Origin of the sequence: Mitsuokella apri, from assembly GCF_051886055.1 — a bacterium.
Taxonomy (GTDB): domain Bacteria; phylum Bacillota; class Negativicutes; order Selenomonadales; family Selenomonadaceae; genus Mitsuokella.
Window position 1 is genome coordinate 26,444 of sequence record NZ_JBJEXT010000007.1, and the last position, 20,877, is coordinate 47,320.

At 53.7% G+C, this 20,877-nt stretch carries 19 protein-coding genes; 10 read left to right on the forward strand and 9 right to left on the reverse strand.

The genetic code is table 11. The annotated features are described in order from the left end of the window. Positions 1-47: 47 nt before the first annotated feature. A complete protein-coding gene (locus ACI4OH_RS00745; RefSeq protein WP_432647495.1) occupies positions 48-809 on the reverse strand; it encodes a DeoR/GlpR family DNA-binding transcription regulator in 762 nt (253 codons plus the stop codon). Between the two features lie 233 nt (positions 810-1,042). Between ACI4OH_RS00745 and ACI4OH_RS00750 the strand changes: the two genes are divergently transcribed. Continuing rightward, positions 1,043-1,423: a PTS sugar transporter subunit IIA gene (locus ACI4OH_RS00750; protein WP_432647494.1), complete on the forward strand. Its 381-nt coding sequence runs from the start codon at positions 1,043-1,045 to the stop codon at positions 1,421-1,423. Between the two features lie 57 nt (positions 1,424-1,480). Beyond that, positions 1,481-2,371: a Cof-type HAD-IIB family hydrolase gene (locus ACI4OH_RS00755; protein WP_439783941.1), complete on the forward strand. Its 891-nt coding sequence runs from the start codon at positions 1,481-1,483 to the stop codon at positions 2,369-2,371. On the opposite strand, the gene ACI4OH_RS00760 is transcribed toward ACI4OH_RS00755, so the two are convergent. From ACI4OH_RS00760 to ACI4OH_RS00790, 7 genes are all read right to left on the reverse strand, one after another. After that, the gene (locus ACI4OH_RS00760; protein WP_439783942.1) at positions 2,299-3,639 is read right to left on the reverse strand and encodes an ABC transporter substrate-binding protein; all 1,341 of its coding nucleotides are present in this window, start codon (positions 3,637-3,639) and stop codon (positions 2,299-2,301) included. The genes ACI4OH_RS00755 and ACI4OH_RS00760 overlap by 73 nt on opposite strands. Next, the gene (locus tag ACI4OH_RS00765) at positions 3,636-4,322 is read right to left on the reverse strand and encodes a response regulator (protein WP_439783943.1); all 687 of its coding nucleotides are present in this window, start codon (positions 4,320-4,322) and stop codon (positions 3,636-3,638) included. The genes ACI4OH_RS00760 and ACI4OH_RS00765 overlap by 4 nt, the downstream gene beginning before the upstream one ends. Next, the gene (locus ACI4OH_RS00770; protein ID WP_439783944.1) at positions 4,319-5,671 is read right to left on the reverse strand and encodes a sensor histidine kinase; all 1,353 of its coding nucleotides are present in this window, start codon (positions 5,669-5,671) and stop codon (positions 4,319-4,321) included. The genes ACI4OH_RS00765 and ACI4OH_RS00770 overlap by 4 nt, the downstream gene beginning before the upstream one ends. A 2-nt stretch (positions 5,672-5,673) precedes the next feature. Beyond that, positions 5,674-6,672, reverse strand: a complete 999-nt coding sequence (locus ACI4OH_RS00775; RefSeq protein WP_439783945.1) for a sugar ABC transporter substrate-binding protein — start codon at positions 6,670-6,672, stop codon at positions 5,674-5,676. Between the two features lie 190 nt (positions 6,673-6,862). Next, positions 6,863-7,687 (reverse strand): PTS mannose transporter subunit IID, encoded by an 825-nt coding sequence (gene manZ / locus ACI4OH_RS00780; RefSeq protein WP_439783946.1) that lies wholly within the window; start codon positions 7,685-7,687, stop codon positions 6,863-6,865. Positions 7,688-7,701: 14 nt separating this feature from the next. Beyond that, positions 7,702-8,517, reverse strand: coding sequence for a PTS mannose/fructose/sorbose transporter subunit IIC (locus tag ACI4OH_RS00785; protein WP_432646902.1), 816 nt, complete (start codon positions 8,515-8,517; stop codon positions 7,702-7,704). A gap of 87 nt (positions 8,518-8,604) precedes the next feature. Then, positions 8,605-9,096 carry a PTS sugar transporter subunit IIB gene (locus ACI4OH_RS00790; protein WP_432646901.1) on the reverse strand — a complete coding sequence of 164 codons (492 nt, stop codon included), beginning with the start codon at positions 9,094-9,096 and terminating at the stop codon, positions 8,605-8,607. 252 nt (positions 9,097-9,348) lie between these two features. Here ACI4OH_RS00790 and ACI4OH_RS00795 point away from each other — a divergent pair, with 252 nt between their 5' ends. From ACI4OH_RS00795 to pfkA, 6 genes are all read left to right on the forward strand, one after another. Beyond that, a complete protein-coding gene (locus ACI4OH_RS00795) occupies positions 9,349-12,144 on the forward strand; it encodes a sigma-54-dependent transcriptional regulator (protein WP_435721436.1) in 2,796 nt (931 codons plus the stop codon). Between the two features lie 277 nt (positions 12,145-12,421). Beyond that, complete coding sequence (locus ACI4OH_RS00800; RefSeq protein WP_432646899.1) at positions 12,422-12,856, forward strand: PTS sugar transporter subunit IIA; 435 nt, start codon at positions 12,422-12,424, stop codon at positions 12,854-12,856. After that, positions 12,856-13,332 carry a mannose/fructose/sorbose PTS transporter subunit IIB gene (locus ACI4OH_RS00805; RefSeq protein ID WP_432646898.1) on the forward strand — a complete coding sequence of 159 codons (477 nt, stop codon included), beginning with the start codon at positions 12,856-12,858 and terminating at the stop codon, positions 13,330-13,332. The genes ACI4OH_RS00800 and ACI4OH_RS00805 overlap by 1 nt, the downstream gene beginning before the upstream one ends. A 140-nt stretch (positions 13,333-13,472) precedes the next feature. Continuing rightward, entirely contained in the window at positions 13,473-14,288 is an 816-nt protein-coding gene (locus tag ACI4OH_RS00810; RefSeq protein WP_439783947.1) for a PTS mannose/fructose/sorbose transporter subunit IIC, read from the forward strand. A gap of 18 nt (positions 14,289-14,306) precedes the next feature. Continuing rightward, positions 14,307-15,131 (forward strand): PTS mannose transporter subunit IID, encoded by an 825-nt coding sequence (gene manZ, locus ACI4OH_RS00815; RefSeq protein ID WP_439783948.1) that lies wholly within the window; start codon positions 14,307-14,309, stop codon positions 15,129-15,131. Positions 15,132-15,328: 197 nt separating this feature from the next. After that, positions 15,329-16,294 carry a 6-phosphofructokinase gene (pfkA, locus tag ACI4OH_RS00820; protein WP_432646895.1) on the forward strand — a complete coding sequence of 322 codons (966 nt, stop codon included), beginning with the start codon at positions 15,329-15,331 and terminating at the stop codon, positions 16,292-16,294. Positions 16,295-16,376: 82 nt separating this feature from the next. Here the strand turns inward: pfkA and ACI4OH_RS00825 are convergent, their stop codons facing one another. Continuing rightward, on the reverse strand, positions 16,377-17,633 hold the full coding sequence (locus tag ACI4OH_RS00825; protein WP_439783949.1) for a diaminopimelate decarboxylase family protein: 1,257 nt from the start codon (positions 17,631-17,633) through the stop codon (positions 16,377-16,379). Between the two features lie 253 nt (positions 17,634-17,886). Between ACI4OH_RS00825 and ACI4OH_RS00830 the strand changes: the two genes are divergently transcribed. After that, positions 17,887-18,255 (forward strand): YkvA family protein, encoded by a 369-nt coding sequence (locus tag ACI4OH_RS00830; RefSeq protein WP_435721434.1) that lies wholly within the window; start codon positions 17,887-17,889, stop codon positions 18,253-18,255. A 70-nt stretch (positions 18,256-18,325) separates the two neighbouring features. Further along, entirely contained in the window at positions 18,326-20,857 is a 2,532-nt protein-coding gene (locus ACI4OH_RS00835; RefSeq protein WP_439783950.1) for a DNA topoisomerase 3, read from the forward strand. Positions 20,858-20,877: the final 20 nt, after the last annotated feature.

The following is a 20,877-nucleotide window of genomic DNA, read 5'->3' on the forward strand; positions in this document are numbered from 1 at the left end:
CAAAAAAGAGCAGATGCCTGCCGGAAAAACAGGCATCTGCTCTTTTTTCAAATCTGTACGATTTCGACACCCTGACGGCGGGCGCCGGCAATGAAATCTTTGTCCGCCTTTTTGTCGGTCACAAGTGTGTCGATTTCGCGCAGGTCGGCGACGCGCAGGAAAGATTCACGGCCAATTTTTGTGTGGTCGACGACGACGATTTTTCGGCGGGCGGCTTCAAACAAGGTTTTTTTGAGGGCCTGATCGTTCGCCGTTGGCGACATGACGCCGCCTTCTAAAGAGAGGGAACTGACGCCCAAGAAAGCGAGGTCGATGCGGAAGCCGCGAATTGTGCGGCAGGCAAGGTCGCCGAAGAAACCATTCGTGCCGTAATCGAAGATGCCGCCCATCGAGAAGAGCTGCAGGCCCGAGCTGCTGGCCAAAATGTTCATCACGGCCAGCGAATTTGTCAGCACGGCAATGTTTTTGCGCCCCGACAGGGCCGCGGCGATGCTCATGCAGGTCGAACCCGAGTCGAGGTAAATGGCATTGCCTTCCTGTACAAGGCCGGCACAGTATTTGCCAAGTTCATTCTTGTCACGCTGATTCAGGAGCGCCCGCGCGCCGACCGAGGCCAGCGCGAGGCCTCCTTCGTTGTAAATGGCACCGCCATGTACGAGCGTCACGATATTTTCTGTGGCCAGCCGCTTGAGGTCGCGCCGTATTGTCATGGTCGTGACGTCAAGTTCCTCTGCAAGTTTTGTAACGTTGACTTTCTTTCGTTCCTTGATGATGCTCAGCAGGGCCGTCCGGCGTTCGCGGGTATGCATGGGAAATCACCTCTTATATTGTCTGACGATTGTTCTTTTCCTTGTTTCTATATTACAATTATGTTGTTAAAAACAAATTATGGCCGATTTTCCCGTTTTTTACAACAAAAAATGGCGTATTTTGCTGGCAGAACGATGCGGTATTTGCTATGATACAGACAGAAAGAAAAAACACCACTGAGCGCGCAAGGTGAATTTTTAAAGGTTATCAAGATAATAAGGAGGACTTTATCATGAAACTCTATTTTGTAGCCAACGAATGCCTTGCTTCTGCTTTGAAAGATGCCCTTACGCATTATTTTGACCAGCCGGATGTCACGGCAATCGACTTTATACAGCCGTATTATGAAAGAAGTGTACGTCAGCTGGCCGCTGCCCTCAGCCGTGACCTCAGGAAAAATCCGGATGAGCATTTCATCTTCCTGACGGATACGTTTGGCAGCACGGCTGACCATGAGGTGCGGCTGCTGCTGGCGCGTTCGGGTCTTGCAGAACGCTCGGTAGTCGTGAGCGGCATGAATCTGCCGTTGGCCATCAAGTATTACGGCCTTGCCGGCTCTTTCAGCTTCGAAATGATTCATGACCTTGCCGAAGATGCACAGCAGGCTGGCTGAAACGCCCATGCGGGGCATGAACAAGGGCTTGTATTAAAAAGATTTGGGGGAAGCGACATGGTAAAGATTGTATTCTCGGACATCGACGGGACGCTGCTGACGGATGACAAGCATGTGACAAAGCGTACGGAAGAGGCCGTCAAGGGGCTTTTGCAACAAGATATTCCCTTTGTACTGGTTTCGGCCCGCATGCCGGAAGCAATCTATCCCATCACAGAAAAGATGGGCATCACGATTCCCCTGATCTGCTACAGCGGAGCGCTCGTGCTGACGAAAGAAGGCGAGACGCTTGCAAGTACCGTCATGGAAAAAGATGTGACTGCTGCTTTTATCAAAGAGGCCGGAAGCCGTTTTCCCGATGCGACCATCAATTACTATGCCGGTCATCACTGGTATGTCAAAGACGTACAAGACCCGCGCGTCGTTTTTGAGATGGAGATCACGGAGGCCAAAGCCGAAAAAGCGGATTTTGCCGCCTGCCTGCAAAAGGGCATTCTGCCGCACAAAATCCTCATGATGATGGAGCCGGATGACTGCGAGCGGGCCGAGAAGGAGCTGCAGGCGCTGTTTCCTTCCTTAAATATCGTGCGTTCGTTTTCCACCCTGCTCGAAATCATGGACAAGTCCGTGACAAAGGCGAGCGGCATTGAGGTTATGCTGCAGCATTACGGCCTGACAGCAGCGGAGTCGCTGTCCTTTGGCGACAACTACAATGACCTTGAGATGCTCCGTTATACCGGCACGAGCGTGGCCATGGGCAACGCTCCGGAGAAAGTCAAAGCAGCGGCGACGGCAGTCACTTGCTCGAATGAAGAGGATGGCATCTATGCGTATCTGAAAAAGCATGGAATCATTGTCTCATTCGTTCATCCGGACTATTTAAGAAGCAGGTCGTTAACTTCTTTTTGCAGACGGTTCATGGCGTTGGTCTCTGTGAGACTGCCCTGAATGAGTTTTTGGATTTCGCGGTCGGCGAGCAGGATGGCTTCGCTGTACTGCGGAAAACGGTCGGGGAGGGAACCTTCCTCGATGACGCGGCTGACAGCCTGAGGGCTGCGGCCGCTTTTTTCGTCGGCGGCAGGGCCGAAAAGTTCGGCAGATGAAGTGTTCTCGATGATGCCGCGGCGCACGGGCAGGGCAGCGGAGAGGGTCAGGAGCTTTTGCTGGTTTTCCTTTTCGTAGCAGACTGCTTTCAAAAATTCCCAAGCCAGCTGCCGCTGTTTTGTCTGCGAGCTGATGCCCATCAAGAGCGTCTGAATCGGCGAGGTATTTTTTCCTTCAGGCCCGCGCGGCAGGCGGATGCAGTCCCATTCGAAATTCGTCGCTTTTTTGATGCGCCACGGATAGGGCTGATACGTGCGGTAGGCCGCAAAGCTGAACGGGCGGAACGCAACGTGTCCGAGGTCAAAATCGCGCTCCTGTACGGTCTGTCCCTGCTGCGTCTGATGCAGGGCAATCGTGAAGCGAATGGCATCTTCAATGCGCGGATTGGCAAAGTACGAAGCCTTGCCGTCGGCGCGAAAGAGTTTCTGTCCGCTGGTGATGACAGCATCCTGCCACGTGTAGCCGTAAACGCCGAATTGGTCAAGGCGGCCGTCGCCGTCTGTATCGCGCGTGACTTTTTGGCAGATGGACAAGAAATCGTCCCATGTCCAGTCATCATCGGGCAGGGGAATGCCCTCGCGTGAGAGGAGTGTCCGGTTGACGAACATCAGCCTTGGCACGCATTCGACGGGCAGGGCATAAAGGGGGCCCGCTTCGCTGCTGCGTCCGTAGGCGAGCGGCGTCGGATAAAAGTCAGCAAGTTCAAAATTTGTATCATCCTTGGCTAACGTATCCAAGGGGGCAAGGGCCCCGCGGTTCGTATAAAGATTGAAGTCATTCTGCGGAATCAGGAATAGATCCGGCATTTCGCCTGCCAGAGCCCTGCCCGCGAGCCATTCGCTGTAATCTTCCTTGCGGATGCCGCTTTGATAGACGACTTTGACATTAGGATGCTCGGCTTCGAATTTCGCGATGACTTCATCGATGTAGGCATAGCTGTTGCCTTGGGGAACGTCCCAATTGCTGCCGGCAAAGAGTCCGATGCGCAGGATGATGGGCTGGGGCTCCATCTTGCAGAGTGCCAGAAAGACGAAGAGATAGGCAAAAAGCAGCCCCAAAAGAAAGCGTGGGGGCCGTCGAAATCTTTGCAATCCGTGTTTTTGCTCTCTCATGGCGTGACCTCGCCGTTGGCAAGTCCCGTCTGCACGGCCCAGATGGCCAGCTGCGTGCGGTCGCGCAGCCCGAGTTTTGCAAGGGCGGAGGAAAGTCCGTTGCGGATGGTGCCGTCTGAGAGGGAAAGTCTGCCGGAGATTTCTTTATTCGAGAGGCCGCGGCCGACGAGCAGGGCGATGTTGCGCTCTGTCCGGTTCAGGACTTCGATGCCCTTCGTGTCCTCGGGGTCGGTTGCGAGGCTCGACTGTGCCATCTGGTTAAAGAATTTGACGACCTTCGCGACGATGCCGGGATTGATCATGGCGCCGCCCTGAGCGACCGTGCGGATGGCATTGCTGAGCTCCGGCACGGAGACACCTTTTAAAAGGTAGCCGCTCGCACCGTATTTGAGGGCATTGAAGACGTATTCGTCGTCATCAAACGTCGTGAGGATGATGATGCGCACCTGCGGCCATTGGGCTTTGACGGCGCGGGTGGCCTCGACGCCGTCAAGTTCCGGCATGCGCACATCCATGAGCACGACGTCGGGAGGATTTTTTTTGATGAGTTCCAGAAGCTCGCGGCCGTTGCCCGCGAGTCCGGTGACCGCCATATCGGCGTTGGTGCCAAGCACGATGCTCAGGCTCTCGCGTATGAGTTCCTGGTCATCGGCAATCATGACCTTGATTTTTTTGGTATTCATAAGAATCTGGATGCCTCCTCATTTTCCGGTAAGATGGCTTCAAGAGTAAAGCCCTGGTCGCTCCAATAACGAAGTTTGCCATGCAGCAGGGCAAGGCGTTCCTGCATATGGCGCAGGCCGAAGCCTTTTTCCAGCTTTCTGGTATCGACGCCGCAGCCGTCGTCGGCAAGCACGAGATAGACGATGCCGCGCCGAGAGCCAATCGTAATGGTGAGATGCTCGGCATGGCCGTGACGGCGGGCATTGGTCATGCCTTCCTGCACAACGCGGTAAAGTACCTCCTCCTGGTCGGGGCGCAGGCGTTCCGGCCACTGCAGTACATCAAATTTTATTTTCATGCTGGTCGAATCGGCAAATTCTGCAATCATGTGCTCGATGGCCTGCCTGAGGGATAATTGTTCCAAGTCGTCGGGCCGCAGTTTCTTGACGCTGCGGCGCACGTCCTTGAGACCGCGCAGGGCAATCTCCTTGATTTTGACAAGCTGCTCCTTGGCTTTGTCGGGGGCAATATCCATGAGGATGTTCGTGGCATCGAGGCCGGCGGCTATGCCTGTGAGGGCATGGCCGAGCGTATCGTGGATTTCGCGCGCCAGACGGTTGCGTTCGCGTGTCTCTGCCATGGATTCTGCCTCGATGGCATACGCCCGCAGACGGGTGTTGGCCTCTTCGAGCTGGGCATTGAGGCTGGCGATGCGCTGTTTTTCCTGATGATTCTGCCGGATGAGCAAAGTCAGGTAAAAGACGAAGAGAATGAGATTGATGGAAGTCAGGCCGTGGTGAACGGTGATAATCCAGGCACGCGGCTCCACCGCATAGTAAGAGGTGTAGGCGTCAAAAGGGGACAGATGGTTGGTAAAGGACGCGAGGTTGTAGTCGACGATGGCATAAAGGCCCATCATGGCCACGGTGAGCAGGATGAGCTGGTGGCGTCCGGAATAGCGGTGCAAAAGATCCGCCACGACGAGCAGGACAACGCCGTCATAGGCGAGATTCAGACTGCGCATGATGATGACGCAGACGATGATTTCCAGCCCCAGACAGATATAGCGCATGACGGCAGGCAGGGGCCCCTCGCGGTAAAGCCAGCCGAGCAGGACGAGCAGCAGGAATGCCCCTGCCGAATCGATCAGGATGGCAGCGGGCGGCAGAGGCAGGCTCGGCAGCTGTGCCAAAAAGGTATGGGCGTTCATGGTCTGGATAATTTTCAATTGTGTGATACTCATGAAGCCGGCGATGAGCACGACGGCCATGCCGTTGTAGATGGTCAGGATGTCGTGCATGGCGCGGAGTTCACTGGCATCGAGTGCCTTGGCGAGGCGTTTGGCTTGATGATAAGCACTTTGTTTCACGCTTAATCCCACTCCTTTGTTTGTGCAGAGGTCAGATTATCGTGCGTCCAGAGATGCGTGGGCAGCTGGATGAGCTGGTCAATGCTTTTTCCCTGCAGGAGTTCGTAAGCCTGCTCGGCTGCGATATGGCCGATGCGGCGCGGCGACTGTCCTGCCGTGGCCGTCATGCGGCCGGCAAGAATCAGCTCTTTTGTTTCGGGCACGCCATCGACTCCGTAAACGCGGAAACTCTGCAGCCTGCCCAGAGATTCGAGGGCTGCCATGGCGCCGAGGGCGGAGGGGTCGTTGAGGGCCATGATGGTATCGGCCTCCGGATGGCGCTGCAGCATTTTTTCGGTAGCGGGCATGGCGAGCTCAAGCTGTCCGTCACATTCTTCTTCATCGAGAATGGTGAAGCCCTCGTGGCCGGCTATGGCCTCTTTGAAGCCGTCGATGCGGTCCACGGCGGAATGGGCCGTGCTGTGCTTGAGCAGCAGAATTTTAGCACTCGGGGCCGTGGCGAGGAGATGCTCGGCACAGGCGACGCCGGCGGCGTAATTATCCGTTTCGATGGTCGAGGCGACGTACTCACTGTCCTGTACATTGGTATCAATCGTGATGACGGGGACATGCGCTGCCCGCGCGGCTTCAAGGGCCGGCCCCATGCGTTCAAAATCCACCGGATTCAGAAAAATAACGGAAACGCCGTCAGCGATGAGGTCTTTGACTTCTTCGGTCTGCTTCTCGACAGAAAGGGCAGGGTCTCTTGAGAGCAGGACATCGCCGTGGTCCTCTACGACCGTGCGGATTTCCTCATCTATAATTTCGTAGAACGGATTGTTCAGCGTCATGTAGACGGCGCCGAATTTTCGGCGGTGTTCGTCCTGTCTGAGACTGAAGTCGTGATTCTGGGAGTACAGCCCTCCTAACGTGATGGCGACGATGATGACGGCAAGCAGGATGGCGATACATTGTTTCTCGCGGGCCCGTGTCATGATATGCGGATGGTGGGGACTTTGCACAGGCTGGTTCACTTCCTCTCGATAGGGATTGTCTGTTGAAGCATTGCTTTGCTTCCATAGTATTTGAATATTTGTTTCCATAGTAATAGAAGCAAAGGCTAAAAGTCAATGTTTTATGAGAAAGCAACAGCCCTCAGCAGGGATAGGGATCTGCTGAGGGCTTATATAAAATATGGAGAGATACTATTTTTTAAGCGAAGAGGCCAATCGCATAGCCGACAATGCCGAGAGCAAAGAGGCCGAGGATGATGATGAGCGGATTGACATTTTTCTTCAGCAGCCACATGCAGGCGAATGTCATGAGAAGCGGGACGATGCCAGGCATCAGGCTGTCGAGAATGGTCTGTACGGTCGTCGTGACCTGCTCACCGGCGCTGTTCGTGTAGCTCGAGAGCACGAGCGGCATATTGACGGTCGTCCACTTGGCTACGAGAGCACCCATGACGAGAAGTCCGAGGACGGAAGAACCTTCCGTGAGGAAGCGCATCTTATTGCCGCCCATCTCATCGACGAGTTCCGTACCTTTGCTGTAGCCGTACATGACGCCATACCAGTTCGTCGCAAGACGGATGGCATTGAAGACGAGGAAGAAAATCAGCGGGCCCATGATGCTGCCCGTCAGTGCGATGCCGGCACCGAGAGCGGCGAGAACCGGACGCAGCGTGCCCCAGAAAATCGGGTCGCCAACACCGGCAAGCGGGCCCATAAGGCCGACTTTCACGCCGGAAATCGTCTGGTCGCTAATGTCAGCACCGTTGGCTTTCTTTTCTTCCATGGCAGCCGTGATGCCCATGATTGGGGAAGCGAGGAACGGCTGCGTGTTGAAGAACTCGAGGTGACGCTTCATGGCGGCGGCCATGGCCGGTTTATCGCCTTTGTAGACTTTTCTCAGGGCCGGCAGCAGCGAGACGCAGAAGCCGATGGCCTGCATGCGCTCGAAGTTGAAGGAGCCGAGCAGGAAGTTTGAACGGATAAAGATGTTGACGAGATCTTTTTTGCTGAGTGATTTTTCCATGATGCTGCCCCTCCTTACATGAGATCCGAATCGTCGATATCATCGAGGCCGTCGCCGCCAGCTGCCGGACCGCCCGTCTGGGCTGCCTGCTCGATGGCGATGTCACGCTGCAGACCCTTGATGTGGAAATAAGCAGCGATGAGGCCGATGGCGCCAAAGCCGATGAGGTTGACATTCGTGAATACGGCGATGAGGAAGCCGAGGAAGAAGAACGGCATGAGGGATTTTGCATTCATCATGTTGATGACCATTGCATAACCTACGACGACGATGAAACCGCCGGAAACCTGCAGGCCGCGCGTGATGACCTCAGGAATCGAAGCGAGCAGGGCGTTGACCGTGTCCGTGCCGGCAATGGCAGCGACGAGGGCAGCCGGAACTGCTACGCGGATAGCCTGCAGTAAGAGGCCGCCGATATGGCACATCTCGATGCCGAATCCGTTGGCATCGAGGGCAAATTTATCGGCGAGGTGCTGGAAGAAGACGGTGATCGTACGAACGAAAATAGTCAGGACCTGGCCGGCAGCAGCGAGCGGCACGGCAATGGCGATGCCGGCACCGATGCTCTGGTGGCCGACGATGACGAGGATGGCGGAGATAACGGACGCAAGTGCGGCGTCAGGTGCCATGGCAGCGCCGACGTTCATCCAGCCGAGTGCGAGCATTTCAAGTGTACCGCCGAGGATAATACCGGTTGTGATGTCACCGAGCACAAGGCCGACGAGCGTGCAGGCGACAAGCGGACGATGGAATTGGCATTCGTCGAGGACCGAGCCCATGCCGGCTACGGCCGCGACGAGGATGAGAAGAATGAACTGAATCGTAGTCATTTTCTTTGTTCCCCCTTATATTTGGGAGCGGCAGCTTTTTGTCTCTGTTATCTATTATCTGGTATCACTGCCGCCCTGTTTCCCCCATTAGAGCAGATTTTTTGCTTTGAGTGCTTCGATGGCGTCTTTTTTCGGCTCGTTCGCGAGCTTGCGGATCTCGACTTCGATGCCCATGTCGACGAGTTCCTTGATGGCAGCGGCGTCTTCTTTGTTGACCGCGACAGCCTGCGAAATCAGCGTATCGCCGTCTTTATACGTCATGCCGCCAAGGTTGACGGATTTAAACGGAATGCCGCCTTTGACAGCGCGCACGACATCGCGCGGATTCGTGAACAGGAAGAGCGTCTTAAACGGAGCGTATTTCGGGTTTTTGTAGGCTGCGACAGCTTTCTCGACTGGCACAACATAAGCCTTGATGCCCGGAGGAGCGACCTGCAGCAAGAGTTTTTTGCGCAGCGTGTCCTGTGCAACATCGTCGTTGCAGCACATGATGCGGTTGCAGCCCGTTACCTTTGTCCAAACGGTGGCGACCTGGCCGTGAATCAGGCGGTCATCGATACGGCAGAATGCAATTTCCATGATAGTACCTCTCTTTCACTCGTTACAGCCCCTGACGTGGCGGGCTGTTTATCTATCTGACAGTTCTTATAATACGATAAAACAAGGATAAAATCAGCTGATATGCGTCACAATATGACGCAATGGTAATATGACATTTGTCATATTGTGATTTTGCAGAATTGGCGGATGTGAAATTTTCGATATCTGTTATAATGGAAAGGAACATATGTGATATGGAAATGATGCAGCGATGTGAAGGGGAAATAGCAGATGAAACGAGGGGAACGTATCTATGCGTATATTCAGGAAAAATCTGCGGCATTGCCGGAGAATGAGATAAAAGGACGCGTTGGCTTTGATGCACAGGAGATTGCCGAAGAGCTCGGCATTCTGCGCAATAATGTCTCGAAGGAGCTCAATGAACTGCACCGTCAGGGGAAAATCGTGAAGTTTGCAGGGCGTCCGGTCCGTTATTTTGACAGGGAGACTCTCGAAAAAGTACTGCAGGTCGGGCTTGGACACGGCCCCTGTCAATTTGAGGATGTCGAGTCAATTGTGCAGGAACAGGAGCCCAAAGTTCCTGAAAATCCATTTGCGCGGCTGATTGGCGCGGACCGCAGTCTCAAACGTCAGGTTGAGCAGGCCAAAGCGGCCATTCTTTACCCGCCCGACGGCCTGCACACGCTGATTGTCGGCCAGACCGGCGTCGGCAAGACCCTGTTTGCCCATATGATGTTTGAATACGGCAAGGCCATGCACCGTTTTGCCGAGGATGCGCCGTTTGTGACGTTCAACTGTGCGGATTATTACAACAATCCGCAGCTCCTGATTTCACATGTCTTTGGCTATGTCAAAGGGGCGTTTACGGGAGCCGAGCAGTCGAAAGCGGGTCTTGTTGAAGAAGCGGACGGCGGCGTACTCTTTCTTGACGAAATTCACCGTCTGCCGCCGGAAGGGCAGGAAATGATTTTCTACTTCATGGATACAGGCACGTTCAACCGCCTCGGCGAAACGCGGCGCGACCGCAGGGCGAAAGTCCTTATTATCGGCGCGACGACGGAAGACCCGGACTCGGCTCTTACGAAGACGTTTGTGCGCCGCATCCCGAACATCATGAAAATCCCGCCGCTTGTCGAACGCACGCTGGCTGAGAAGCTCGATATCATCAAGCTGATGTTTCAGGACGAGGCACAGCGCGTCAAGAAGCCGATACGCGTCGGGGTGGAATCCATCAAGGCCCTCGTCGGCAGCATCGGCAATGGCAATGTCGGTCAGCTCAAGTCCAATATCAAGCTGCTCTGTGCACAGGCTTTCTTAAATGGCATTGACAGCCCCGACTATATGGAAGTCGACTTCAAGATGCTGCCGCAGCAGATCCGAAATGGCCTTTTGACTTTGTCGGCCAATCGCCAGGCCCTGACCGAAGTCACGAAGGAACTCGGCAGTGACTCGTGCATCATCGTGCCGCCGGGACCCGACTTTCACCTTGAAAATGAAGAAAATGATGTGGAACCCTTCAATCTCTATCAGGTTGTTGAAGAAAAAGTCGAACTGCTGAAGGGCGAGGGCATCAGCAGCGACCTCATCAAGCAGATTGTGGCGACCGATGTCAATGTCTACGTGCGCACCCTATATAATAAGAAGAATTCCGTCAACATGACGACGCGGGAACGTCTTTTGAAGATTGTCGATGAATCCCTGATTGATTTTTCGGAACAGGTGGCACTTTATGTGCAGAAACGCATGAACCGCAGTTATCACGACCGCTTTCTCTATGCCTTCAGCCTGCACCTTTCGGCTTTTCTCAAGCGCGTCAAGTCAAAGGATACCATCTCTTATACGGAAATTGAAGGTGCTGTGCCGCAGGATTCTCTGTGTCTTGAAGTCGCAATGGAAATTGGCGGCTTCATCAGCAAGCATTATCATTTGGAAGTGCCGCGCGTGGAGATTGAGTACATTGCGCTGCTCTTGGAGTCGGCTGAGGACGATGATATGGAAGACCGCGTCGTCATCGTGGTGGCTACGCATGGACAGAGTACGGCCACATCGATGGTCGAGGTCGCACAGCGTCTGTTCGGTACGACGGACGTCAGCGTACTCGCTGTGGATATGCCGCTTGAAGTCAAACCGCAGGAAGTCCTTGACAAAATGTTTGTGATGCTGCGGGCCATGCGCTGCCTTAAAGGCGTCCTGATTCTTGCGGATATGGGCTCTCTGTGCAATCTCGGTCCGATTCTCGCGGAACGCCTTGAGGTGCCGGTAAGAACTATTGATATGGTCTCAACGCCGTTGATTCTTGAAGCTATGCGCAAGGCGGAGCTGGCGGGGATGGACCTTGAAGGGCTCTATGATGCCCTTTTGAGCTTCCATGGCTATGAGACAAGCGACATTACCAAAGAGGAAGATATGGCAGAAAATGATGATGGCGTCATCGTTACTATTTGCTCAACGGGGCAGGGCACAGCACTGAAGCTTAAGGCTCTGGTGGAGGATATTCTCGGTCAGTCCGGCCATCCGCTCACGGTGATTCCCGTGGGGCTTGTCAAACTCGAGGAGCATCTGCGGGAAATTGCCGAGGAGCATCACATTGTTGCAGCAGTCGGCGTCAAAAAGCCGCAAATGGAAATCCCGTTTATCCCTTTGGAGGCGCTCATCGATGGGAATGGCGAAAATACGCTGATGGAAATTGTCGGCGGCATCGCCAATCTGCCGGAGCACAGCCAAGGGGCTCCCGTCGTGCGCAAGCTCTGTGAAGAGTCTCTGCGCAAGTTCCTGACGTATCTGAATCCCGACAAAGTCATGCCGCTGCTGCTGGAATTTGATCATAGGCTGATGGAGAATCTGCCTAAGCCCCTGACAAATCCCCTGCGCATCCGCCTGCTCGTACACTGCGGCTGTGCTCTGGAACGTGCCGTCATGCATAAGCCTCTGCATTATGATAAGACGGCTGGCAGTCTGACCGCTGAAAAAATCAAAGTCCTGCATCAGGCCGCCGCGGTTTTTGAGGCCTCACTGCAGCTGCATTTGGCAGATGATGAAATTTATTTTATGGCTGAGATGATTTAACAAATCGATACACTAAGTACACTGCTGGTTTTATAGACAGCAGTGTATTATTTTTGCGCAATTTTTTATAGTACAGTATCAAAACACGATAAAACACGGCAGGTAGAGTATCTAATTTGAACGATATAGTATTGATTTAACGCTACTGAAAGGAAAAAGTTACGAAACATAGGCCTGAAAGATGATAAAGTCTTTGATACACAAAGTTGGCACGCATCTTGCATTATATTAGGTCGGGAAAATCGTAAGGAGTTATTATAAGGGGAGGTTATGTTAAATGTTTGCTATTATAGTTGGTACGCATGGACTTTTTGCAAAAGAACTGGTGAAATCCTGTGAGATGATCTGCGGGGAACAGAAGAATGTCCGCGCCGTTACCCTGGTGCCAGGCGAGGGACCGGATGATGTTGTCAAGAAGTATGAGGAAGCCATCAAGGAGCTGGATTGCTCAGGCGGTGTACTGTTCCTCAACGATCTTTTTGGCGGCAGCCCGTATAACGCAGCCTGCCGGCTCGTCATTGGCAACGAAGCGTATGGCATCGTAACGGGCGTCAATCTGCCCATGCTCATCGAGATGTGCAGTGCGCAGATGATGGACGAAGGCCTCAGCATTCAGGAGCTCATGCAGAAAGCAGCAGAAGCCGGCAAGAGCGGTATGCAGTTTTTCCATGCCAGCCAGATTGCCGATGATGAAGAGGAGGAGGATCTCTAATGAAAATCGTATTAGCAAGAATTGATGACCGCCTGATTCACGGTCAGGTCGCAACGGTATGGTCGAAAGCCACGAACTGCCAGCGCATCATTGTCTGCGATGATGAAGTTGCCAAGGATAAGATTCGTTCGACGCTTTTGAAACAGGTCGCACCGGCCGGCATCAAGAGCCATGTCGTTGACCTCGCGAAGGCCGTTCGCGTTTACAACAACCCGAAGTATGAGAACGACCGCTGCCTGCTGCTCTTTACAAATCCGTCGAGCGTGTTGTATCTTGTGGAGCACGGCGTACCCATCAAGAGCGTCAATATCGGCGGCATGAGCTTCCATGAAGGCAAGCATCAGATCACGAGTGCTGTCTCGGTCGATGATGAGGATATTGCGGCCTTCAAGAAACTCAATGATATGGGAATTGAGCTCGAAATCCGCAAGGTTGATACCGATAAGAAACAGAACCTGATGGATGTGCTGAAATAAACATGCAGCGGTCATGACATGCCGGAAAAACAAGATAGGGGGCTTTTCCGGCATGGACCGACATGGATAAAGATTAGATAAAGAAAGGCTATTAGCACATCGCTTAAATATTTATGTAACAAAATATGGAGGGGTAAATCATGGAAATTAGCAGTTTACAGATTCTCGCGATTTTCATCGTATCTGCTGTTGCCGGCATGGGCTCCGTACTCGATGAGCTGCAGACTCATCGACCGCTCATTGCCTGCACGATCACAGGTCTCATTCTCGGTGACATGACAACTGGCATTATCATCGGCGGTACACTTGAAATGATTGCACTCGGCTGGATGAACATCGGTGCCGCCATGGCGCCGGACGCTGCACTGGCCTCCGTCATTTCGACGATTCTGGTCATCGCCGGTCATCAGACCATCGGTGCCGGCATCGCCATTGCCATGCCGCTTGCCGCTGCCGGTCAGGTGCTCACCATCCTCTGCCGTACGCTCACCGTCGTGTTCCAGCACTGGGCTGACGGCTTCGCCGAAAAAGGCGAGCTGCGCGGCATCGATGCCTGCCATCTCGGCGCTCTGCTCATTCAGGCTCTGCGCGTAGCCATCCCGTCGACGCTCGTTGCCATGTACATTGGCACGGGTGCTGTTGAAGCCATGCTCGCTGCTATTCCGCCAGTTATCACGGGCGGCCTGCAGGTAGCCGGCGGCTTCATCGTCGTCGTAGGTTATGCGATGGTCATCAACATGATGGGTGCGAAATACCTCATGCCGTTCTTCTTCCTCGGTTTTGTCATTGCGGCCTTTACGACGTTCAATCTCGTTGCACTTGGCGTTATCGGCCTTGTCTGCGCAATTGTTTACATCCAGCTCAACCCGAAATACGCGCAGCTGGCCGCAGCTCCGGCAGCTTCGTCTTCATCCTCTTCGGATGCAGATGATGACCTCGACGATGAACTTGATTGACGAATGGGGGAAAATACGATGGAGAAGAAACTGACAAAAAGTGATTTTTTCTGGGCGTTCATTCGCTCGAATTTCCTGCAGGGCTCGTGGAACATGGAACGTATGCAGGCTCTCGGCTTCGCCTTTGGCATGGTGCCAATCCTCAAACGTCTTTACACGGGTGAGGACCTCAAAAAGGCCATGAAACGCCACCTTGAATTTTACAACACACAGCCATTCGTCACGGCACCGATCATCGGCATCACGGCAGCCTTGGAAGAAAAGAAAGCCAACGGTGCCGATATCCCGGACGGTGTTATCAACGGTATCAAAGTCGGCATGATGGGCCCTCTTGCAGGCGTCGGCGACCCGATTTTCTGGGGCACGCTGCGTCCAATCACGGCAGCTCTCGGTGCTTCGTTTGCGATTTCCGGCAGCATCCTCGGCCCAATTATCTTCTTCGTGCTCTTCAACTTTGTCCGCCTCTGGGTACGCTGGTACGGCATTAAATACGGCTATTCCAAAGGTACGGATATCGTTCAGGATGTTGCCGGCAACCGCCTGCAGAAACTCACGGAAGGTGCTTCCATCCTCGGCCTGTTCGTCATGGGTGCTCTCGTTAACAAATGGACAAGCGTCAATATCCCGGTCGTTGTCTCGCAGATCACGAATGCGAAGGGTGAAGTCGTCACGACGACGGTTCAGTCCATCCTCGACCAGTTGATGCCTGGCCTTATTCCACTCTTAATGACATTTGCCTGCATGGCCCTGATGAAACGCAAGGTCAATCCGATCTGGATCATCTTTGGTCTGTTCGCACTCGGCATTGTCTGCTATGCACTTGGCATCATGAATGTCAAATAAGTCCAATCCGTCTGATTAAGGAACAAAATCCGTAATTTGCAACGCCTTTTCCCTTGGGAAGGGGCGTTGTTTTGTATGAAACCCTTTACATTTGTGGGGGAATTCCGTAAAATAAAGAAAGATATAGTAAGCAAGCTATTTGGTTATGCCAAAGACCTGGCATAATGGGATAAGTATGGAATAGGAGAGATGTTCCCATGATCAAAAAAGCGATTGCTGTAATGACATCTGGCGGCGACAGCCCGGGCATGAATGCCGCGGCACGCGCCGTTGTCCGCACGGCACTTTATGAGGGTGTAAAAGTCTATGGTATCAACAACGGCTACCAGGGCATGCTCGATGACGACATCGTGGAGCTCACGAGCCGCAGTGTCAGCGACCTCATTCAGCGCGGCGGTACGTTCCTCGGCACGGCCCGCTGCCCTGAGTTCAAGACGCCGGAAGGCCGCCGCAAGGGCTATGACAACCTCGTAAAGCGTGGGATTGAAGGCCTTGTCATCATCGGCGGTGACGGCAGCCTGACGGGCGGTTCGCTGCTCTCGAAGGAAACGGGCATGCCGATTGTCGGTCTGCCGGGCACGATTGATAACGATGTCTGGGGCATGGATTACACGATTGGCTGCGATACGGCTGCCAACACGATTGTCGATGCCATCAACAAACTGCGCGACACGGCATCGGCTCACCGCCGCATCATGCTCGTCGAGGTCATGGGCCGCAACTCGGGCTGGCTCGCCATGATGTCCGGCATTGCCGGCGGTGCTGAGTTCATTCTCGTACCAGAAGTTAAATTCAACATCGACACGATGTGCGAAGAAATTAAAGAGATGTATGATGCCGGCAAACGCTACAGTATCATCGTCGTTGCTGAAGGTGCCGGCTCGGCCATCGAGATCGGCAAGGCCGTTGAGGAAAAGACGGGCATCGATACGCGTGTATCGGTTCTCGGCCACATCCAGCGCGGCGGTTCGCCGACGGTCGAAGACCGCATGAAGGCTTCGATGCTCGGCGAAAAGGCAGCTCTCGCGATCATCTCGGGTGCATCCGACGTCGTCTTCGGCTTCAACGAAGGCAAGGTCGTAGCCGTCAACCTCTTCGAGTCGGTCAACAACACGAAGACCCTGAATCCGGAACTCGTACGCCTTGCACGCGTGCTTGCCTGATTTAAAAATCCGCAATAAAAAATCTGGTCCGCATTTGCAGACCAGATTTTTTTGTATGTATTTCGTATTTACAGGTAAGAACTTACATGATGCTGCCCGGATATTTGAGCGTGGCGAAATAATCATCAAGAGTCTCAGCACGGCGGATGAGCTCGATACTGCCGTCTTCACGCAGCAGGAGTTCGGCGCACCAGAGTTTGCCGTTGTAATTGAAGCCCATGGCACTGCCGTGCGCGCCTGTATCGTGAATGATGACGCAGTCGCCAATGTTGATTTTCGGCAGCTTGCGGTCGATGGCAAATTTATCGTTGTTCTCGCAGAGCGAGCCCGTAACGTCGTAGACGTGGTCGCACGGCTCGTTTTCCTTGCCGGCAATCGTGATGTGATGGTAAGCACCGTACATGGCCGGACGCATGAGGTTGGCCATGCAGGAATCAAGGCCGATGTAATCCTTGTACGTCTTTTTCTCGTGGATGGCTGTGGAGACGAGCCAGCCGGCAGGGCCCGTCATGGCGCGGCCGCTCTCGGTCAGGATGGCGACGTCGCCGAGGCCATAGGGTACCATGAGCTCATCGTAGAGCTTGTGGATGCCTTCGCCGATTTCCTGCAGATTCAGAGGTTCTTCCTCCGGACGGTATGGGATGCCGAAGCCGCCGCCGAGGTTGACGAATTCGACATGGATATCGAGTTTTTCCTTGAGCTCGCGGGCCAGCGTGAACATGAGCTTGGCCGTGAAGAGGAATGCTTCCGTGCGGCGCTCGTTCGAAGCGACCATCGTGTGCAGGCCAAAGCGTTTGACGCCTTTTTCCTTGACGATTTTGTAGGCTTCGAAGAGCTGGTCGCGCGTCAGGCCGTATTTGGCCTCGGTCGGTTTGCCGATGATGTCGTTGCCTTCCATAAGGTCGCCCGGATTGTAGCGGAAGCAGATGACTTTTGGCAGGCCGGCATTTTTCTCGAGGTATTCGATATGGCTGATATCATCGAGGTTGATGATGGCGCCGAGCTCGATGGCCTTCTGGAATTCATCAGCCGGCGTGTCGTTGGAGGTCAGGAGAATCTCCTCTCCCTTGACCCCCGAGACATCAGAGATGATGAGTTCGGCGAGGCTGCTGCAGTCCGTGCCGGCACCTTCTTCATGCAGAATCTGAACGATGCGCGGGTTTGGCAGGGCCTTGACGGCAAACTGCTCGCGGAAACGCGGTGCCCAGGCGAATGCTTTCTGCAGATTGCGGATGTTCTCACGGATGGCGTGTTCGTCGTAGATGTGAAAAGGGGTCGGATACTTTTTGATGACTTCTTCAAGTTCATCCTTCGTGAGCGGGAAAGTCTTTTTGCTCATAAAATTGTCCTCCTGTGAAACGATAAAAGAACCAAAGAGAATTATTATCTATAAAATTGTTAATTTATTATAACAAACAGGAATACTGCTGTCAATTCCTATGTTATAATTGTATAATAAAATCACTGTATCGGGGAAAGATTTCTAGTAAATTCAGATGCCTTACAGGCAGCCTGGTCCATTGTGTGGTAAAATAAATCGTATACCGTATATAATAATAGAAGGTTTATTCTTTTTTAGGAGTAAAATAAATATGGGAAGAATATTTGGCGTGCTGAGACTTTTCCGGCACGATATCCTTGTCATGCTGCTCTCGCTCAAGAGCCGGCAGACGCCGCGCAAGGTCAAGGGCATGATGCTTTTCGCGATTCTCTATCTTTTAAGCCCGATTGACCTGATTCCCGATGCCATTCCGGTGGCAGGGCTTCTCGATGATGCCGTCATTGTGCCGACCGTTATCGCGGCGCTCATGCATTTTCTGCCGCCGCAGGTCCGTTATGATTGTGAGGGGCAGGCCGATTATATCCTGAGGCATGGGAAATTGGCCGCGGCCTTTTTGAGCCTGTTTGTCCTTTTATGGGCCGGTGTGTTAATCTGGGGAATTTACAAGCTGCTATCGTAAAAAATGAATTGTAATAATTGGGAAGCGTGTTATCTATAATGGAAATATGAGAAAGGAGGCTGCTTGACCGTTGCGTTTATATATTGCCGAGAAACCAAGCGTGGGGCGTGAACTCGCGAAATGTCTGCGGGGACCCATCGCGCGCCGTGATGGCTATCTCGTGACGAAAGACGGCATCGTGACGTGGCTGTTTGGTCATATCCTGCGTCAGGCCGAACCGGAGGAGTACGACGAGAAGTACAAGCGCTGGCGCGCAGAGGATCTGCCCATCATCCCCCAGCAGTGGAAGCTCTTTGTCGATAAGGACTGTGAGAGGCAGTTTGCCATCGTCAAATCTTTGATTGACAAGGCCGATGAGATTGTACACGGCGGCGACCCGGACCGCGAGGGACAGCTGCTCGTCGACGAGGTGCTCGACTATCTGGGCAACAAGAAACCGGTGAAACGCATTCTCCTGAACGCCTTGGATGAAAAAAGCATCAAAAAGGCCAATGCGAGCCTGCGTGACAACCGCGATTTCTTCAATTTAAAACAGTCGGCCCTCGCGAGGGCACGGGCGGACTGGCTCATCGGCATGAATCTTTCGCGTGCCTATACTCTCGCTGCGCGCCGCGCCGGTCATGAGGGCCTTGTACTGCCGATTGGCCGCGTCAAGACGCCAACGCTTTCGCTCGTCGTGCGCCGCGAGCGTGAGATTGAGCATTTTAAGCCCGTGACGTATTATCTCATCAAGGGAATGTTCCGCCATGAAAACGGTTCATTCGAGGCGCAGTGGAAGCCGAAGGACACGATGGCGGGGCTCGACAGCGAGAACCGTCTGATTGATAAGAACATCGCCGATGAGAAATTGGCTTTTTTCAAGGATGAGCCGCACGAGGCCGTGATTTCTTCGTATCAGAAGACAAAGAAGCAGGAGCCGCAGCCCCTGCCGTTTTCACTTTCCACGCTGCAGGTTCTCGCAGGCAAGCGCTTTGGCTATGCGCCGCAGCTTGTGCTCGATACGGCGCAGAAGCTCTACGAAAAAAAGCTCACGACGTATCCGCGTTCGGACTGCGAATATCTGCCGACAAATCAGTTTGGCGATGCTAAGACGATTTTGTCGCATCTTGCAAAAACCGGCGACGAACTCGTCTCTTCGTGGGTGCCGGTGGCCAATCCGCAGCAGAAGAGCCGCGCGTGGAACGATAAGAAGATTTCGGCGCATCATGCCATCATCCCGACGACGGTACAGGCCGATGTCACAAAAATGACGGCGGAGGAACGCAATCTCTATCATTTGATTGCCCGCGGCTATCTGGCCCAGTTCTATCCGGTCCACACGTATGACCAGACGAAAATCGAGGTCCAGTATAAGGATGAACTCTTCACGGCCAGCGGCCGCACGGAGCGGGACCTTGGCTGGAAGGTCATGTATCAGTCCATGAAGAAAAAATCCGCGTCTGCCGATGAGTCCGAAGAGGAAGGCAAAGAAGGCAAAGACGAGGATGAGAGCACAAAAACGCTGCCAGCCATGAAGAAAAAGGACATCGTCAACTGGCAGCGCGGCCGTCTGCTTGAAAAAATGACGAAGCCGCCGGTTCGTTTTACAGCCTCGACGCTGCTGGCCGGTATGAAGGAAATTCATAAATACGTCAAGAATCCGGAAGCGAAGAAGCAGCTCAAGGATGTCTACGGCATCGGCACTGAAGCCACGCGTGCGACCATCATCGATGACCTCATCCGCCGCAAATTTCTGAAGGCACATGGCAAAAAGAAATACCTCGTGCCGACGCCGGTAGCCTATCTGCTTGTCGACGCCCTGCCCGATGATTTGACGTATCCGGACGCCACGGCCATTTGGGAGGACAAACTCCACTCGATGTCAGAAGGCGAAGGAACCCTTGCGGAATTTCTGCAGGGGCAGATTGACTTTACACGCAAACTCTGCCAAAAGGCCGAGGATATTCATATGGAAGTCAAGGGCGAAAATGTCTGCCCGCGCTGCCATCAGGGCGTGCTCATTCAGCGCAAGGGGCGCAACGGTGTCTTCTGGGGCTGCTCGAATTACCCGAAATGCCGCATGACCTGTAACGATAAAAATGGCAAACCTGACCTTGAGGACGCGAAAGCACGCCTTGCGCACACGCCGCGCGATATGGCGCCCGCGGCCGTCTCGGCCTCAGCGCTGGCGCAGCAGCAGCGTTCAGCTTCGCGGCAGCTTCCTGCAGCAATGAACGCGGCGGGAACGTCTTATCTGTCAGCAGATTATGCGGCATCCGGCCGGTATCAGGAGACAGCGGCCGATATTGAAGCACTGAATTCCCTGTTTTCACCCGCAGATTATGCGGCCAGAATGGAAGAAGACCGCAAAAGCTACGAATCCCAGCAGCAGTCTGCATGGCAAAATTGGGCGGACAAGCCGAAGTACTCGGCCAGCCCCATGGAGCATATGCAGGAGCCGGACGGACAAAAGGAGCAGGATAAGACCTATCTCTGCCCGCGCTGCCGCGAGGGCCATCTGCGCAGTCTGCATGGCCGCAACGGTGTCTTCTGGGGATGCTCGAATTATCCGCGCTGCACGGCCACCTTTGACGACGACCACGGCAGGCCGCTTTTGAAATAAAGCAGGAAATAAAAATAGAA

What these genes read in the sequence shown, in the direction of transcription:
- ACI4OH_RS00745 (WP_432647495.1), bottom strand. Translation starts at nt 809, where the DNA reads ATGCATACCCGCGAACGCCGGACGGCCCTGCTGAGCATCATCAAGGAA.
- ACI4OH_RS00750 (WP_432647494.1), top strand. Translation starts at nt 1,043, where the DNA reads ATGAAACTCTATTTTGTAGCCAACGAATGCCTTGCTTCTGCTTTGAAA.
- ACI4OH_RS00755 (WP_439783941.1), top strand. Translation starts at nt 1,481, where the DNA reads ATGGTAAAGATTGTATTCTCGGACATCGACGGGACGCTGCTGACGGAT.
- ACI4OH_RS00760 (WP_439783942.1), bottom strand. Translation starts at nt 3,639, where the DNA reads ATGAGAGAGCAAAAACACGGATTGCAAAGATTTCGACGGCCCCCACGC.
- ACI4OH_RS00765 (WP_439783943.1), bottom strand. Translation starts at nt 4,322, where the DNA reads ATGAATACCAAAAAAATCAAGGTCATGATTGCCGATGACCAGGAACTC.
- manZ (WP_439783946.1), bottom strand. Translation starts at nt 7,687, where the DNA reads ATGGAAAAATCACTCAGCAAAAAAGATCTCGTCAACATCTTTATCCGT.
- ACI4OH_RS00785 (WP_432646902.1), bottom strand. Translation starts at nt 8,517, where the DNA reads ATGACTACGATTCAGTTCATTCTTCTCATCCTCGTCGCGGCCGTAGCC.
- ACI4OH_RS00790 (WP_432646901.1), bottom strand. Translation starts at nt 9,096, where the DNA reads ATGGAAATTGCATTCTGCCGTATCGATGACCGCCTGATTCACGGCCAG.
- ACI4OH_RS00795 (WP_435721436.1), top strand. Translation starts at nt 9,349, where the DNA reads ATGAAACGAGGGGAACGTATCTATGCGTATATTCAGGAAAAATCTGCG.
- ACI4OH_RS00800 (WP_432646899.1), top strand. Translation starts at nt 12,422, where the DNA reads ATGTTTGCTATTATAGTTGGTACGCATGGACTTTTTGCAAAAGAACTG.
- ACI4OH_RS00805 (WP_432646898.1), top strand. Translation starts at nt 12,856, where the DNA reads ATGAAAATCGTATTAGCAAGAATTGATGACCGCCTGATTCACGGTCAG.
- ACI4OH_RS00810 (WP_439783947.1), top strand. Translation starts at nt 13,473, where the DNA reads ATGGAAATTAGCAGTTTACAGATTCTCGCGATTTTCATCGTATCTGCT.
- manZ (WP_439783948.1), top strand. Translation starts at nt 14,307, where the DNA reads ATGGAGAAGAAACTGACAAAAAGTGATTTTTTCTGGGCGTTCATTCGC.
- pfkA (WP_432646895.1), top strand. Translation starts at nt 15,329, where the DNA reads ATGATCAAAAAAGCGATTGCTGTAATGACATCTGGCGGCGACAGCCCG.
- ACI4OH_RS00825 (WP_439783949.1), bottom strand. Translation starts at nt 17,633, where the DNA reads ATGAGCAAAAAGACTTTCCCGCTCACGAAGGATGAACTTGAAGAAGTC.
- ACI4OH_RS00830 (WP_435721434.1), top strand. Translation starts at nt 17,887, where the DNA reads ATGGGAAGAATATTTGGCGTGCTGAGACTTTTCCGGCACGATATCCTT.